The 14,426-nt window shown below is 64.8% G+C and carries 13 protein-coding genes and 2 pseudogenes; 4 read left to right on the top strand and 11 right to left on the bottom strand.

Annotated elements, in window-relative coordinates; genetic code table 11:
- Window positions 1-179 precede the first annotated feature (179 nt).
- Window positions 180-416 (bottom strand): EamA family transporter, encoded by a 237-nt coding sequence (locus tag IEX05_RS15060; protein WP_188703277.1) that lies wholly within the window; start codon window positions 414-416, stop codon window positions 180-182.
- Window positions 413-880, bottom strand: coding sequence for an EamA family transporter (locus tag IEX05_RS15055; protein WP_188703275.1), 468 nt, complete (start codon window positions 878-880; stop codon window positions 413-415). The genes IEX05_RS15060 and IEX05_RS15055 overlap by 4 nt, the downstream gene beginning before the upstream one ends.
- A gap of 743 nt (window positions 881-1,623) precedes the next feature.
- On the opposite strand from IEX05_RS15055, the gene IEX05_RS15050 reads away from it, so the two are divergent.
- Window positions 1,624-4,284, top strand: a complete 2,661-nt coding sequence (locus IEX05_RS15050; RefSeq protein ID WP_188703273.1) for an excinuclease ABC subunit UvrA — start codon at window positions 1,624-1,626, stop codon at window positions 4,282-4,284.
- Window positions 4,285-4,345: 61 nt separating this feature from the next.
- Here the strand turns inward: IEX05_RS15050 and IEX05_RS15395 are convergent, their stop codons facing one another.
- The 8 genes and pseudogenes from IEX05_RS15395 to IEX05_RS15015 all read right to left on the bottom strand — a co-directional run bounded on the left by IEX05_RS15395 (window position 4,346) and on the right by IEX05_RS15015 (window position 10,531).
- A complete protein-coding gene (locus IEX05_RS15395) occupies window positions 4,346-4,648 on the bottom strand; it encodes a putative quinol monooxygenase (protein WP_229661372.1) in 303 nt (100 codons plus the stop codon).
- A gap of 75 nt (window positions 4,649-4,723) precedes the next feature.
- Window positions 4,724-4,870 (bottom strand): annotated as a pseudogene (locus IEX05_RS15390) (transposase); the annotation flags it as partial.
- Between the two features lie 55 nt (window positions 4,871-4,925).
- The gene (locus tag IEX05_RS15040; protein WP_229661371.1) at window positions 4,926-6,005 is read right to left on the bottom strand and encodes an NAD(P)/FAD-dependent oxidoreductase; all 1,080 of its coding nucleotides are present in this window, start codon (window positions 6,003-6,005) and stop codon (window positions 4,926-4,928) included.
- Between the two features lie 192 nt (window positions 6,006-6,197).
- Complete coding sequence (locus IEX05_RS15035; RefSeq protein ID WP_010155117.1) at window positions 6,198-6,500, bottom strand: putative quinol monooxygenase; 303 nt, start codon at window positions 6,498-6,500, stop codon at window positions 6,198-6,200.
- Complete coding sequence (locus tag IEX05_RS15030; protein WP_188703268.1) at window positions 6,497-7,066, bottom strand: type 1 glutamine amidotransferase domain-containing protein; 570 nt, start codon at window positions 7,064-7,066, stop codon at window positions 6,497-6,499. The genes IEX05_RS15035 and IEX05_RS15030 overlap by 4 nt, the downstream gene beginning before the upstream one ends.
- A 1-nt stretch (window position 7,067) precedes the next feature.
- Window positions 7,068-8,234 carry a glutathione-independent formaldehyde dehydrogenase gene (locus IEX05_RS15025; protein ID WP_188703266.1) on the bottom strand — a complete coding sequence of 389 codons (1,167 nt, stop codon included), beginning with the start codon at window positions 8,232-8,234 and terminating at the stop codon, window positions 7,068-7,070.
- A gap of 489 nt (window positions 8,235-8,723) precedes the next feature.
- Complete coding sequence (locus tag IEX05_RS15020) at window positions 8,724-9,350, bottom strand: response regulator transcription factor (protein ID WP_188703264.1); 627 nt, start codon at window positions 9,348-9,350, stop codon at window positions 8,724-8,726.
- Window positions 9,347-10,531: a sensor histidine kinase gene (locus IEX05_RS15015; RefSeq protein WP_188703262.1), complete on the bottom strand. Its 1,185-nt coding sequence runs from the start codon at window positions 10,529-10,531 to the stop codon at window positions 9,347-9,349. Before IEX05_RS15015 ends, IEX05_RS15020 begins: the two co-directional genes overlap by 4 nt.
- Before the next feature lie 162 nt (window positions 10,532-10,693).
- Between IEX05_RS15015 and IEX05_RS15010 the strand changes: the two genes are divergently transcribed.
- From IEX05_RS15010 to IEX05_RS15000, 3 genes and pseudogenes are all read left to right on the top strand, one after another.
- Window positions 10,694-11,764 carry an ABC transporter permease gene (locus IEX05_RS15010; RefSeq protein ID WP_188703260.1) on the top strand — a complete coding sequence of 357 codons (1,071 nt, stop codon included), beginning with the start codon at window positions 10,694-10,696 and terminating at the stop codon, window positions 11,762-11,764.
- Window positions 11,761-12,453, top strand: coding sequence for an ABC transporter ATP-binding protein (locus IEX05_RS15005; protein ID WP_188703258.1), 693 nt, complete (start codon window positions 11,761-11,763; stop codon window positions 12,451-12,453). The genes IEX05_RS15010 and IEX05_RS15005 overlap by 4 nt, the downstream gene beginning before the upstream one ends.
- Before the next feature lie 79 nt (window positions 12,454-12,532).
- Window positions 12,533-13,783 (top strand): annotated as a pseudogene (locus IEX05_RS15000) (IS256 family transposase).
- 113 nt (window positions 13,784-13,896) lie between these two features.
- Here the strand turns inward: IEX05_RS15000 and IEX05_RS14995 are convergent.
- Window positions 13,897-14,426 (bottom strand): IS3 family transposase (locus tag IEX05_RS14995; RefSeq protein WP_188703256.1); only part of this gene is annotated, 530 nt, incomplete at its 5' end.

The following is a 14,426-nucleotide window of genomic DNA, read 5'->3' as shown; positions in this document are numbered from 1 at the left end:
TGCGAAACTGACTGCCCCTGTCGGCATGCAGGATGCAGCCAGCGACCTCACCGCGGCGGGCGACGGCGTTGCGGAGGGCGTCAACGGCGAGCTTCGCGGTCATCCGGTCCGCGATCGAGTAGCCGACCTCGCGCACCGAATTGACGTTGTGGGTGCAGCACCGACGAGCTGGGTCGCAGTTAGCCCGGGGGTGGGGCCGGGTGGCGCCGTGCGGTCGCGTTCTCGATGCCGAGGGGGCAGAGTGCGACGGCGATCGGCCCGTATATAAGGAGGTCGATGGGCGTGAGGGATTCGCCGAGGATCGTGATCGAGACGATTGCGAGGAGCACCGGTTCGACATATGTGAGGAGTCCGAAAAGGCCGAAGGGCAGGAGTTCGCTGGCGCGGAGATACAGCAGGAGGGCGACGGTGCTCACCAAGCCGATTGTGAGCAGCCCGATGGCCAATTCCGCGGTCCCGTGGCGGGCCAGGATTGCAGGAAGGCGAGAACGAAGGCGACCGGGACGAGTGTCACGAGCTCGAGGGCGAGCGCCCCCGGGTTGTTTACCTGGAAGCGGGCGCGGAGCTCAAAGTAGATGGGATAGCCGAGAGCAACGGCTACCGCCGCGGGAGAGATGCCACCGGCCAGGACGATCGCGCTGATGACACCGATCGCGGCGGCCACGACTGCTGCCACCCGCAGCCTCGGCAGGTGCTCGCGGTGGATGACGCGACCGACGACGACCATGATCAAGGGCAGCAGGAGATAGCCAAGTGCGACGTCCAGCCCGTGCCCGGACACGGGCGCCCACCCGAAGATCCACAGCTGAACGCCAAGCAGGAGACCGTTGCAGGTTAGGACTAGTGCGAGAATCGGCCGTCGATGTACGCGCTGGAGCATCTGGCGGAGCTCGTTGCTGCCCCCCGAGCATCAGTGTCGCGAGGACCAGCGGGAGCGTGATGAAGGTGCGCCAGGCGAAGATGCTGTTCTCGTCCAACGGGGCGGTGAGCGATGGCAGGAAAAAGAGGACTCCGAACAGCACGGATGCCGCGAGTGATGCGATCACCCCTTTTGCATGTCTTCTCCTTTAGGTCTGCGCACGACAGATGGGCATCTCGGTGGCCGCCTTAACCATCCTGACCGATGCGGTCACCGAGGTGCAGTCGGGTGCGGAGGCAAGGTCAGGGTGCGCGCGTGACCGCCGCCTCTTGGAGTCGTCCGTCGACGATGGTGAAGACCCCGTGTATGGCCTGAGCACAATCCATCGAGGGTGCGCCGATCGGTTGAGACCGCCCGGTGACGGAATAGTCCTCCGCGCTACTCCAGAGCAACGTGCTCAACGGTCGATGCCGAGCCCCTCGTGAGGACGTGCGCCTCACCATCGTGCCCTAGATCGAGCGAACCGATCGCTGGGCTGCCGGCACGTGTCATCGGCAAGTTGATCTCCGTTGAGTTCGAAGCCACTGTGACCACACCGCCCACATCCGCGGCCTGAGAGAAAGTCACCAAGATCTTCAGCATTCCCATCTGCTTCGATGCCAGTGTCGCACTGCGAGCCACCGCTGCCGCACACCGCGCCGTTATTGGTGTGGAACCCTCTCCGCAGGCCGTCCGACCTTTCCGTGCGTTGCTAACATTCGACCATGGTTGAATCCTCTGCGTTCGTGACGCCGAAGCTCTCCGCGCAGCCCGACGTTCGCGTTCTCGGCGCCCGCGAACACAATCTGCAGGATGTTGACCTCACGGTGCCGCGCGATGCAACGGTCGTCTTCACCGGTGTGTCTGGCTCGGGAAAGTCCTCACTGGCGTTCGGGACGCTGTACGCCGAGTCGCAGCGACGCTATTTGGAATCGGTCGCACCGTACGCCCGCCGCCTGATCGATCAGGCGGGAGTGCCCGATGTCGACTCAATCACGGGGATGCCGCCTGCGGTCGCCCTGCAGCAGCAGCGCGGTGCCGGGAATGCCCGATCGACCGTGGGCAGCATCACCACGTTGTCGAGCTTGGTGCGGATGCTGTACTCGAGGACCGGGGACTACCCGGATGGGCAGCCGATGTTGTATGCGGAGGACTTCTCCGCGAACACGGTCGAAGGGGCCTGTTCGGAATGCCACGGCATCGGCCGCGTGTACACGGTGAACGAGCAGCAGATGGTCCCGGACCCCTCGCTCACCATCCGCGAACGCGCCATCGCCTCCTGGCCGACCGCGTGGCACGGCCATCAGCTGCGCGACGTGCTGGTTGCGCTCGGTTACGACGTCGATGTGCCGTGGCGGGACCTGCCGGAAAAAGACCGGGACTGGATCCTGTATACCGATGAGACCCCCTTTGTTCCGGTCCACTCCCGGCTCACGCTCTCTGAGTCCAAAGCTGCGATCAAAGCAGGTGTGGAGCCGAGCTACTCGGGCACATTCGTCGGAGCTCGCCGGTACATTCTGGACACGTTCGCGAACACGAAGAGCGCCTCGATGAAGCGGCGCGTCGCGCAGTTTCTCACCGCGGCCATCTGCCCGGTCTGTGATGGCAAGCGGCTGAAGCCCGAGGCGCTGTCCGTCACGTTCGAAGGATTCGACATCGCCGAATTCTCTCGACTGCCGCTTCGGGAACTTGCCACGATCCTCTCGGGAGTCGTTGCACGCCTGGAGGAGCACGGAGCCGCTTCTTCCGGCGCTGCTTCTCCGCGGGCCGCATGGGAAGAGCATGTCGCTGCTGGCGGTTCCTCGCCTGCCGCCGCGCCCGATGTGCGCCCAGCCCCGAGCCGAGCGCCAGAGAAGCGTGCTGCTGCGGTCCAGCTCGCATCAGGGGTGCTGCAGCGACTTCGTCCACTGGTCGATCTGGGGCTGGGCTACCTGTCATTGAGCCGGACGACGCCGACGCTGTCGGGCGGTGAGCTACAGCGGCTACGGCTCGCGACGCAACTCAGCTCTGATCTCTTCGGGGTGGTCTACGTCCTCGACGAACCATCGGCGGGGCTGCATCCGCAGGACGTGACGGCGCTCCTCGGGATCCTCGACGGACTCAAGGGGGGAGGGAACAGCCTGTTCATCGTCGAACACTCCGTGGCCGTGATGCGACACGCGGACTGGCTGGTCGACATCGGGCCTGGCGCCGGTGAACACGGCGGCCGAGTGCTCTACAGCGGCCCGCCCGACGGGCTCGCCGATATTGAGGAGTCCGTGACACGCGGATACCTCTTCGGTGGCCGCGGTCTCCCTCTTCGCGCACCCCGTGAGGCATGCAGTTGGCTGCGCCTGGAGAACGTGACGCGGAACAACCTGCACGATCTCACGGTCGATATCCCATTGGGTGTCTTCACCGCCGTTACGGGCGTGTCCGGGTCCGGCAAATCGAGTCTGGTCAGCCAGGTGCTTCCGTCGCTGCTTGGCGATCGCCTTGGCCGGGAGGTCCCGGCCGATGACGAGCCGGTCAGCGACGAGTCACTCCTCGCGGATGCCCCGGAACGTCTCGATGGGCGCGTCACCGGGCCCGTCACCGGTGTACGCCGGCTGATCGTCATCGACCAGCGGCCCATCGGCCGGACGCCGCGGTCAAACGTCGCCACCTACACCGGGCTGTTCGACCACGTACGTCGTCGATTCGCAGATACCTCGGAAGCTCGTTCCCGCGGGTACAAGCCCGGCCGATTCTCCTTCAACGTCGCCGGCGGGCGCTGCCCGACCTGCGAGGGCGAGGGATCGGTGATGGTCGAGCTCCTCTTCCTGCCTTCCGTGTACACCGAATGCCCCGACTGCCACGGCACCCGATACAAGGCGTCAACGCTCGACATCACGTGGCGGGGGCGCACGATCGCTGACGTGTTGTCGATGAGCGTCGAGGAGGCGAACCTATTCTTCTTGGGCGATGAGGAGATCACTCGATCACTGGCCGCTTTGTCGGACGTTGGACTCGATTATCTCCGACTGGGTCAACCGGCAACGGAACTCTCGGGGGGTGAGGCGCAGCGCGTCAAGCTGGCGACCGAGTTGCAGCGTGCGCAGCGTGGGGACACGCTGTACGTCTTGGATGAGCCGACGTCCGGGCTCCACTGCGCCGACACGGATCGTCTGGTCGCGCATCTGCAGACGCTAGTCGATGCGGGCAACACGGTCGTCGCAGCGGAGCTGGACATGCGCGTTGTCGCGATGGCCGATCACGTGATCGATCTTGGACCCGGCGCGGGCGACGCCGGTGGGACCGTGGTTGCAGCTGGTACGCCCGCCTACGTCGCGGACAAGGGCGTCGGTGCTTCCGCGGGCTACCTTGCCGCCGCACTGCAGGCAGCTATCAACGTGACCCCATTGTGACGAGTGTGTCGCTGTGCGACCTGAACATCGCACGGCGACACGCTCGACGAGGCCTGTGGTGTCAGGCGGGGAGTTTGGAGCCCAGGACGTCCAACTTCTCGATCGTCGGTTCGGAGAACAACGTGCCGGTCTGCTCGCCGAGAGCGGCAGCGACTGCGCCGGACAGGTGCGCGTCGCGGCCGGCGTCATCGGGGAACACATCGAAGATCCCGAAAGAGGACGGTCCGAGACGGATCGCGAACCATGCGATGGTGGCCGGTTCCTCCTCGACGAGCCCTCGCCCGATGCCGAGGAATTCCTGGACCTCGTCTTCCTTGCCGGGCAGGGCCTCCAACCTGACCAGCAGTCCCTTCGTCACGCTCATGACATCACCTCTTCCTGGGGCGAATTGCCCGCTAATAGGGCGAGTTGTCCCAGGGTCGGCTGGCTCTGGGGGCAGGTCCCGCCACGCGATCCCGGCCCGGTACCGGTAGATGATCCCCTCCCCCACCGTGCGGTGATCACGAAAACGTCTACCTCGCTTACCATCCGTGGCCGGCATGAACGGCTCGACCAGTTCCCAGTCGCCATCCGAAAGCACCCTCATCCGCGGCATGCTGTCCAGAATCGCGGGTGACCCCCACGCGATTGGGAGACACGCCCTAGCTCTGAGCCTCGCCGAGGCGCGCTTCGGGCGTGAGCTCGGCGCGGAGACCGCCGCCGGTCGCAGCCCGGGCAAGAGCGCGACCCAGCGCAGGTGCCTGCTTGAACAAATTGTGACCGGCCACAAAAAGGACAGAGCCTGCCTCCCACACGGCCACGCCGTCCTCACTCCACGGGAGGTCGGTCACCCAGCAGTGAAGGAATTCGCGCGGCTCTGGGTGGAGACCGGGCAGCGCCCGTGTCACGTATTCGCGTGCGCGTTCGTCCAACGATCGAATCGCCGCCGGGTCGATGAAAGTTCCGTCGTCGCGGACGCCGACGGTGTCGCTGAGTCCGACCGAATAGTTGCTGTTGCCCGGTAGCGGCGTCGCGTAGACGCCGACTTCGCCGAAGACGCCGCTGCTGTCCTGCAGGCACGCGACTCGTGCCGGGGCGGCGGCTTTCACGTCGAAGGTCAGCCTGACGTGTGCGGCAAGGCGAACCGGCAGCGACAGGCCGACGCTGCGTGCCAGGCGGGCGGTTTCGCGGCCGGCGCACACGACCACCTTGGAGTAGACAGCCCGGTCGGTGACGCTGCGCACCTCGACCGTCCCGTCGGCGCGGGGGTCGATGGAGATGACCTCACCGGTCGTGACCGCATCTGCGAGGGCACCCGTGAGTGCCGTGATCGCGGCGCGGGTGCGGATCGCGCCGCCCGACTCGTCGAGCACCGCTGGCCCCGAGTACCCAGCGAGCAGCGGCATCCGCTGGGCGACCTCGGCCGCGTCGATCTCGTGCGCTTCCACGCCGCCGACCTGGTCGAGCACCCGCAGCCGCGCCAGGGCGCTGTCTCCGATCGCCAGGACACCGTCTGATGAGACCAGCTCTACGTCGAAGTGTTCGGCCCACTCATCCCATACGCCGCGGCTTTCGCGCGCGAAAGCGACGAGTCGCGGGTCGTCGTGGGCATGTCGGAAGATCCGCGACTCGCCTGCGGACTGACCCGTCCCGGGCAAACCAGCCTCGTACAAGCGCACCGGCACGCCCTGCTCCCGCAGCGCGTACGCCGTCGACAGACCGACGATCCCGCCCCCGATCACTGCTACCTCGGGTGAACGCGTCGTGGCAACGCCGTCGTCAGTTCCTGTCATCGCGGTTCCCCGATCTGTTGGTGATTAGCGATAGGCCGCAAGAGAAGGGGCCGCTGCCACGACGTCAGCGGGCTGTGTAAGCCCGAAGTCACCGCGCGCAGCGACCCCTCATTTCTGGGCCAGTTCTCCCGGTCTGTGGTGTCAGGCGGGGAGTTTGGACCCCAGGACGTCGAGCTTCTCGATCGTCGGTTCGCTGAACAGTTTGCCGGTCTGCTCGCCGAGAGCGGTCGCAACTGCGCCGGACAGGTGCGCGTCGCGGCCGGCATCATCGGGGAACACGTCGAAGATCCCGAATGAGGACGGGCCGAGACGGATCGCGAACCACGCGGTGGTCGCCGGCTCTTCCTCAACAAGCGCACGGCCGCTGTCAAGGAACTCCTTCACGTCGTCCTCCTTGCCGGGCAACGCGTCAAACCTGACCAGTAATCCCTTGGTCACACTCATGATGTCTCCTCTTCCTTTGTTGTGCTGCCCGCGAGTTGGGACACGATCGCTTCGGAGAACGCCGGCAGGTCCTCCGGCGAGCGGCTGGTGATGAGATTCTTATCGACCGCGACCTCCTGGTCGACGACGTTCGCGCCGGCATTGCGCAGATCCGTGCGGATGCTCGGGAAGGACGTCAGGGTGCGACCGGTGGCCACGCCGGCCTCGATCAACGTCCACGGTCCGTGACAGATCGCCGCCACGGGCTTGCCGCTTTCGACGAAGTCGCGGACGAAGGAAACGGCGTCCTTGTCGACCCGGAGTTGGTCGGGGTTCACCGTGCCGCCAGGAAGCAGCAGGGCGTCGTAGTCGCCCACCGAGGCGTCGGCGATCAACCGGTCGACGGTGAACGTGCCCGCTTCATCCAGGTCGTTCTTACGGGCCTTGATCTCGCCGTCGTGGATCGAGAGGACCTCGGTCTGAGCGCCGGCCCGTTCCAGTGCTTCGCGGGGTTGCTCGAGCTCGACGCGTTCGACTCCGTCGGCGGCGAGGATGGCGACTCTCTTGCTCTGCAGAGTCTCGGTCATATCAGTTCGCCTTCTTCTCGCTCGACATGCCGGGCTTGATGAGGACCTTGGTCCAACCCTTGGACCTGGCGTCGAAGTTCTTGTACGCGTCGGCTGCTTGGTCCAGCGAGATTTCGTGGGAGACAATCCAGGAAGGGGTCGCCTTACCGGCCGCGATCAAGTCTCGCAGCTGGCGGTTGTACCGCTTGACCGGGGCTTGACCGTTGCCCATGGTCTGCCCCTTGAACCAGTGAGTGCCGAAGTCGATGGCCGCCTTTCCCTGCTTGGCGAGGTCATCCTTGGCTCCGGGGTCCTGGGGGACGAACACGCCGACGGTGCCGATTCGTCCGGTGAAGCGCACCGCGTTGATGAGCATGTTCAGCGTGGCCGCGGTGTCCTCGTTGCCCTGGGGATCGTGGGCCTGGTAGCCCACGCATTCGCAACCACGGTCAGCTCCGAGCCCCATCGTCTCGTCCAGCACAGCCTGCACGGGGTCGACCTTGGAGTCGTCGATGGCAATCGCACCGATCTGCTCGGCCAGCGCGAGCCGGTCAGGGTGGCGATCGACCACCATCACCTTTGCTGCGCCCTTGATCGTCGCGGACAGGGCGGCCATCAATCCGACCGGACCCGCCCCAGCGATCACGACGCTGTCGCCGGGCATCACGCCGGCCATCTCGGTGGCGTGGTAGCCGGTGGGGAAGATGTCAGAGAGCATGACGTAATCGTTCTCCCTCTCCTCCGCATCTTCACCCAGGCGCAGTGCGTTGTGGTCGCCGAAGGGGACCCGGAGCAGCTCCGCTTGCCCTCCGCCGTACGGGCCCATGTCCGCAAATCCGTATGCCGCACCGGCGGCGGACGGGTCAGGCTGCGTGGTCAGGCAGTAGTTGGTCAGGCCGCGTTCGCAGTTCTTACAGAACCCGCACGAGATGTTGAACGGCAGCACAACCCGATCTCCGACCCTGACCTTCTCCACGCCACTACCGACTTCGATGACCTCCCCCATGTTCTCGTGACCGAACGTCCGGCCTACTTCGAAGGAGGTCCGCCCCTCGTACATGTGGAGGTCCGAGCCGCAGATATTCGTCGTCGTTACCCTGACCAGGACATCGGTGGGTCGCTCGATCTTCGCGTCCGGGACGTCCTTCGTGCTGACCTGACGGGGTCCCTCGTACACCACTGCTTTCATGTCTACTCCGATCCGATGGTGTTGCTCGAGAGCCTGCTGGGGTGTTGCTCGAGAGCCTGCTGGCTTCGATAGCCTGCTGGTAGGCCCTTGACAAAGCCAGCACTTCGCGAAATAGCGAACGCCCACCGAAACCACGCTCTGATGTGCGTTTTCGGCGCGCACCGTGACCTCTATCGCAAGGGCACCGTAAACGATCGTCTCCCTGCAGCCCGACGTTCTCGTTCTCGGCGCCCGCGAACACAATCTGCAGGATGTCGACCTCACGGTGTCGCGCGAGAAGCGCATCTGCGATCGATTGGAAGCTCGTCGACGTCATCCTCATCCTGACCCCCGAGCTTCCCGACCATCTGAGGCGGATCGAACACACCGGCACCGATCCGACCGCATCCCCGGACGCGGCTGCCACGAGTCACACACACCAGGCGCCAGGCCCCCCGACCGTTCAAGGGCGCATCGGCCCGGTGGTTGGCGCTCGGATAGTGCTGACTCTCAGCGGAGGATGCCGCGTTCTCTCGCCGTGGACACTGCAGCCGTGCGGGATGAGACACCGAGCTTGGTGAAGATGTGGGCGAGATGTGACTTCACCGTCGTCTCGCTGACGAAGAGTCGGTCTGCGACTTCGGTGTTCGATCGGCCTGCAGCCACGAGCTCTAGAACTTCGATCTCGCGACTGCTGAGGCTGACCTGTGGGGCGCGCATGCGGTTGAGGAGCCGGGATGCGATCACAGGTGCGAGGGCACTCTCTCCTGCGGCGGCAGCGCGGACCGCGGCGGTCAGCTCGTGTGGTGGGGCGTCCTTGAGGAGATAGCCGCTGGCACCGGCTTCGACGGCGCCAAGAATGTCAGCGTCCGAGTCGTAATTCGTCAGCACGAGCACATAGGGCGGCGCGTCGAGTGCACGGATACGCCGGGTTGCGTCCACGCCAGTGACCGATTGTTGAGATCCGAACTGCAGGTCCATCAGAACCACGTCCGGATTCTCGCGCTCGGCCAAGAGGACGGCCTCGTCAGGCGTGCCCGCTTCAGCGACGACCTCGAAACCGGGTTCGAGGCTGAAGAGGGCATTGAGGCCGGCGCGGACGATGGGGTGATCGTCGGCGATCTCGAGTCGGATCATACGAACTCCGTCAGGGACAGTTCGACTGTCAGGGTTGTTCCGCGTCCGGGGGCCGTGTCGATGGTGAGCTTTCCGCCGAGTTGTTGCACGCGCTCGGCCGTGGCCTGCAACCCGAACGAGTCGGACTTCTCCGCACTGCCCCGTGCGGGGACTTGTAGGTCGAATCCTGTTCCATCGTCCATGACAGTGAAATGAAGTTGATCGTTCTCAACTGCGATGGTGACTGTCGCTGTGGTCGCCTCGGCGTGCTGGATGACGTTCGCGATCGCTCCCTGCGTGATGCGCAGCAGCGCGGTTTGCAGGTGCATGGGCAGGGCAACCGTGTCGGAGACCCGCACCTGCACGTCGAGTCCCTGCGTCGACCACTGCGTGCGGGCAAGCCGACGCAGCGCCCCGCCGAGGGTCTGATCGTCGAGCTGTGGTGGTGTGAGTTCTCGAATGAACCGGCGTGCTTCAGCGAGGTTTGCCGCGGCGGTCTCGCGGGCGAGTCGAATATGTTCCACGCCCGGACGGCCTGGGTCGGCTCGTTCGGCGGCGTGCAACAGCATCTGGATGCTGGACAGTCCTTGGGCGAGGGTGTCGTGTATCTCGCGGGCGAGTCGGGCGCGTTCTGCGAGAACCCCTGATTCGTGCTCGGTCGCTGCGAGCTGCCCTTGGGTGGCCAGCAGTTCTCTGACCAGCGCTTCACGCTGTTGAGCCTCTCGAGCGAGCGCTTGATAGCCGAGTCCGATCAACAGAGCGACCCCGGCGCCGACGAGTGGACCAACGACTCCGCCGACGCTCCAACCGCTATGGATCCCCAGAGCGCAGATCGCGAGGATCGTGGACACCAGGATCGCAGCTGAGCCCCACCACCGGCCCAGGAGGTGCAGGAAGAGAAAGAACAACGGGAACACAAGGTAGGCGGCATCGGCAATCAGCCAGAGCAGCACGATCCACTCCGCCGTGAGGAGCGCCATCCAGACCAACGGCAGAAGTCCTCGCGTCCGGGTGGCACTGGGGAAAAACGCGCCCATAGCGTACGTGACGCCGAGGATCAGGGCCAGCACGATGACGAGGACGCTTGCATCCGTAGGGTCGAGCACGGCGCGGGCTATGACGAGCACGGTCAGGGCGAAGAAGAGAACGTGCAGACCGGTCCGCAGACCCACGAAAACGGGAGTCAAAGCGGTGTGCACCATGGTCGAACTCTACGCCACACACGCAGTAGGAGCATCGTCCAAAAGGACGATAGAGCAGTCCACATTCCAGGCACGAAGCGCTGTTCGGGCGGCTGATGACCGCTGGGTCCCGGACGGCGAGAGTGGAATGGTCGCCGCATCTGTGGCAGGAAGGCAGTCACCATGTTCGTCGCGCTACGCGATCTCCGCTTCGCCCGCGGCCGATTCATCCTGATCGGCTCCGTCGTCGCCCTCATCACGGTCCTCGTGGGATTCCTCAGCGGACTGACGGGAGGTCTTGCCACGCAGAATGTCTCTGCCGTCCTCGCACTTCCCGCCGACCGCATCGTTTTCTCTGCCCCCACAGTCGGAGATGGCGCAGCCAGCTTCTCGGATTCCACCATCACCGAACAGCAGGCAACCGACTGGGCGACGACGGACGGTGTCACGGCCGCGCAACCCATCGGAATCAGCCAGACCCGTGGTGAGACCGATAACACTCGCGCCGCGATCGCCGTGTTCGGAGTCGAACCGGGTTTCTCCGCTACCTCACCGTCCGCGAATGGCGAGCTGAGCCTGTCCGATCCCGCCGCTGAAGCCCTCGACGTGACTGTCGGCGATGATGTCGACATCGCCGGTGTCTCCTACACAGTCGAAACGATCGACGGGGATGGCTGGTACAGCCACACACCCGTCGTGCAGATGACACTGCGCGATTGGCAGGCATACTCCGCCGCCACCGGAAACCCAGACGCCTACGCCACAGTCCTCGCCGTCACCGGCTCCCCCGACTGGAACACCGCCGACACGGCGAACACCACCATCTCGGAGACGACCCTCGGATCCTTGACAGCACTGAGCGCTTTCCGATCCGAAATCGGTTCCCTCCTGCTCATGGTTGCCATGCTGTTCGGCATCTCCGGACTCGTCATCGGAGCGTTCTTCACCGTCTGGACCATGCAACGCAAGGGCGATGTGGCCGTATTGAAAGCTCTCGGGGCCAGCACACGGTCCCTCATCCGGGATGCTCTCGGCCAGGCGTGGATCGTGCTGGTCGTGGGCATCGGAATCGGTCTCGGCATCGTCGCCCTGCTCGGCACCCTCGCCGGTACTGCGCTCCCGTTCCTGCTAAGCCCCATCACAACTCTCCTTCCCGGCGCGATCATGGTCGCCCTCGGCCTCGCTGGGGCCGCGTTCGCCCTTCGATCCGTCACCTCGGCCGATCCCCTCACCGCCCTCGGGAGCAGCCGATGATCCGCCTGAACAACATCACCCTTACGTTCCCGGACGGCGATGCCCGCGTGACCGCCGTCGACAACGTCTCTCTCACCGCGCACCCTGGAACTGTCACCGGCATCACCGGGCCCAGCGGCTCCGGCAAATCCAGCCTCCTCGCCGTCGCCGCCACCCTCATCCGCCCCGATTCCGGAACGATCCTCATCAACGAAGTCGACGTCACCACGCTCAGCCCCAACGACGCAACGCACCTGCGGCGGGACAACATCGGAATCGTCTTCCAACAGCCGAACCTCATCCCCTCTCTCACCGCGCGAGAGCAGCTGTGCGTCATGAACGAGCTCGGCGCTCCCCACAGTCGTCGCAACCGCGCGAAGACGGCTGCTCGTGCCGAGGAGCTCCTAGACGCTGTCGGCCTCGCAAACCAGGACGATAAGCGCCCGCACCAACTCTCGGGTGGTCAGCGCCAACGCATCAACATCGCGCGCGCCCTGATGAACGACCCCAGCGTGCTCCTCGTCGACGAACCCACCAGCGCCCTGGATCAAGATCGGGGAGAACGCATCATCGACCTCATCCTGCGCCTCACCGACGAACTAAACACCTCAACCCTGCTCGTCACTCACGACCTCGTCCACCTGCCGCGCATGCACGGGGTCGCCCACCTCGTTGACGGTCGCCTCGTCGACACCACCGGGACTGTCTGAGTAATGGTGTGTGGGGTCCGGCCTGATCCGAAAGGAGATGGCCGTGGCTGATACGACCACTGTCGTTGTTGACGACGAGATGATTGATCCCGTGACCGGGGAGATCATCGATCGAAAGAACTCGCAGAACGCTTGCTCGCGCAGGCGAAGGAGCAGGGCGTGAACTTGGTCGGGCCAGGTGGGCTGCTGAACCAACTCACGAAGAACGTGCTGGAGGCGGCTCTTGATGCCGAACTGACGGAGCACCTCGGCCACGAGCACGGCGGAACGCCGATGGCGGCGAACATGCGAAATGGCACGCGAGTGAAGACGGTGCTGACAGAGATCGGCCCCGTCGAGATCGAAGTCCCGCGAGATCGAGACGGGTCGTTCGAGCCGGTGATCGTCCCCAAGCGGAAACGCCGACTGGACGGCATCGATCAGATCGTTCTGTCCCTTTCCGCTCGGGGTTGACGACCGGTGAGATCGCTGCGCATTTCGATGAGGTCTATGGGGCGAAGGTCTCCAAGGACACGATCAGCCGGATCACCGAGAAGGTCGCCGGGGAACTCGCCGAATGGTCGAGCAGGCCGTTGGATGCGCTCTACCCGGTGATCTTCGTCGACGCGATCGTGGTGAAGGTCCGTGACGGGCAGGTGAGGAACACCCCGTTCTATGTCGTGATGGGCGTCACCGTGAACGGGGAACGCGACATCCTCGGCATCTGGGCCGGTGACGGCCAGGAGGGTGCGAGGTTCTGGCTGCAGGTGTTCACCGAGCTGAAGAACCGGGGTGTCGAGGACGTGCTCATCGCGGTCTGCGACGGGCTGAAGGGTCTCCCGGAGGCGATCAACACCACTTGGGAGCAAACGGTCGTCCAGCAGTGCATCGTCCATCTGATCCGCAACAGCTTCCGCTACGCCGGGCGGCAACACCGCGACGCGATCGTCCGTTCCCTCAAACCCGTCTACACGGCCCCGTCGGAGCAGGCGGCGAAGGATCGGTTCGAGGAGTTCGCCGCCGAGTGGGGCGGACGGTATCCGGCGATCGTGCAGCTCTGGAAGAACAGCTGGGCGGAGTTCGTGCCGTTCCTCGAGTCTGACGTCGAGATCCGGCGGGCGATCTGCACGACCAACGCGATCGAGTCAATCAACGCTCGCTATCGGCGCGCCGTGAGAGCTCGGGGCACTTTCCCAACGAGGCCGCCGCGCTGAAATGTCTCTACCTCGTGACGCGGTCGCTTGACCCGACTGGCGGCGGAAGGGCACGCTGGGTGATGAGGTGGAAGCCCGCGCTGAACGCGTTCGCGATCACCTTCGCCGGACGGTTCGAGAAAACCACTCACGAATGAAAACCGCCGGATCCCACACACCGTTTATCGGACAGACCCACACCACCGTCAATGCCTAACCCCGGCACGCAAGTGATTCGCGGGTCTGATGCAGGAACTGGTGACAGTTCTAGTTAGGCCGCGAGGGTCAGGTCGTTGTTCATGATGGTCTCGAACTCGATCGGCGTCAAACGGCCCAGGCGGACCTGGCGACGCCTGCGGTGATAGGTCCGCTCGATCCAGGTCACGATCGCGATGCGTAGCTGTTCACGCGTGGCCCAGGAACGTCGGTTCAGGACGTTCTTCTGCAGCAGGCTGAAGAACGATTCCATTGCCGCGTTGTCGCCGCAGGACGCGACCCTGCCCATTGATCCGACGAGATTATGGACGGCGAGTTCGCGGCGCAGTTTCCTGCTTCGAAATTGCGATCCTCTATCCGAATGGACGATACAGCCGTTCACGTCACCGCGCATCCGGACCGCGTTTCGGACGGCGCGGACCGCGAGCGAGGCTTTCATGCGCGAGTCGATCGAGTACCCCACGATCCGGCCGCTGAACGCGTCGTTGATCGCGCAAAGATAGAGCCGACCTTCGCTCGTTTTGTGTTCCGTGATGTCGGTCAGCCAGAGCTGGTTCGGCCGGGACGCCACGAACCGGTGACGCT

It is taken from the genome of Microbacterium nanhaiense, from assembly GCF_014646015.1.
In the GTDB taxonomy this organism is placed as follows: Bacteria; Actinomycetota; Actinomycetes; order Actinomycetales; family Microbacteriaceae; genus Microbacterium; species Microbacterium nanhaiense.
Note: the sequence above shows the minus strand (reverse complement) of the source record. Positions and strands in the feature narration are given on the sequence as shown.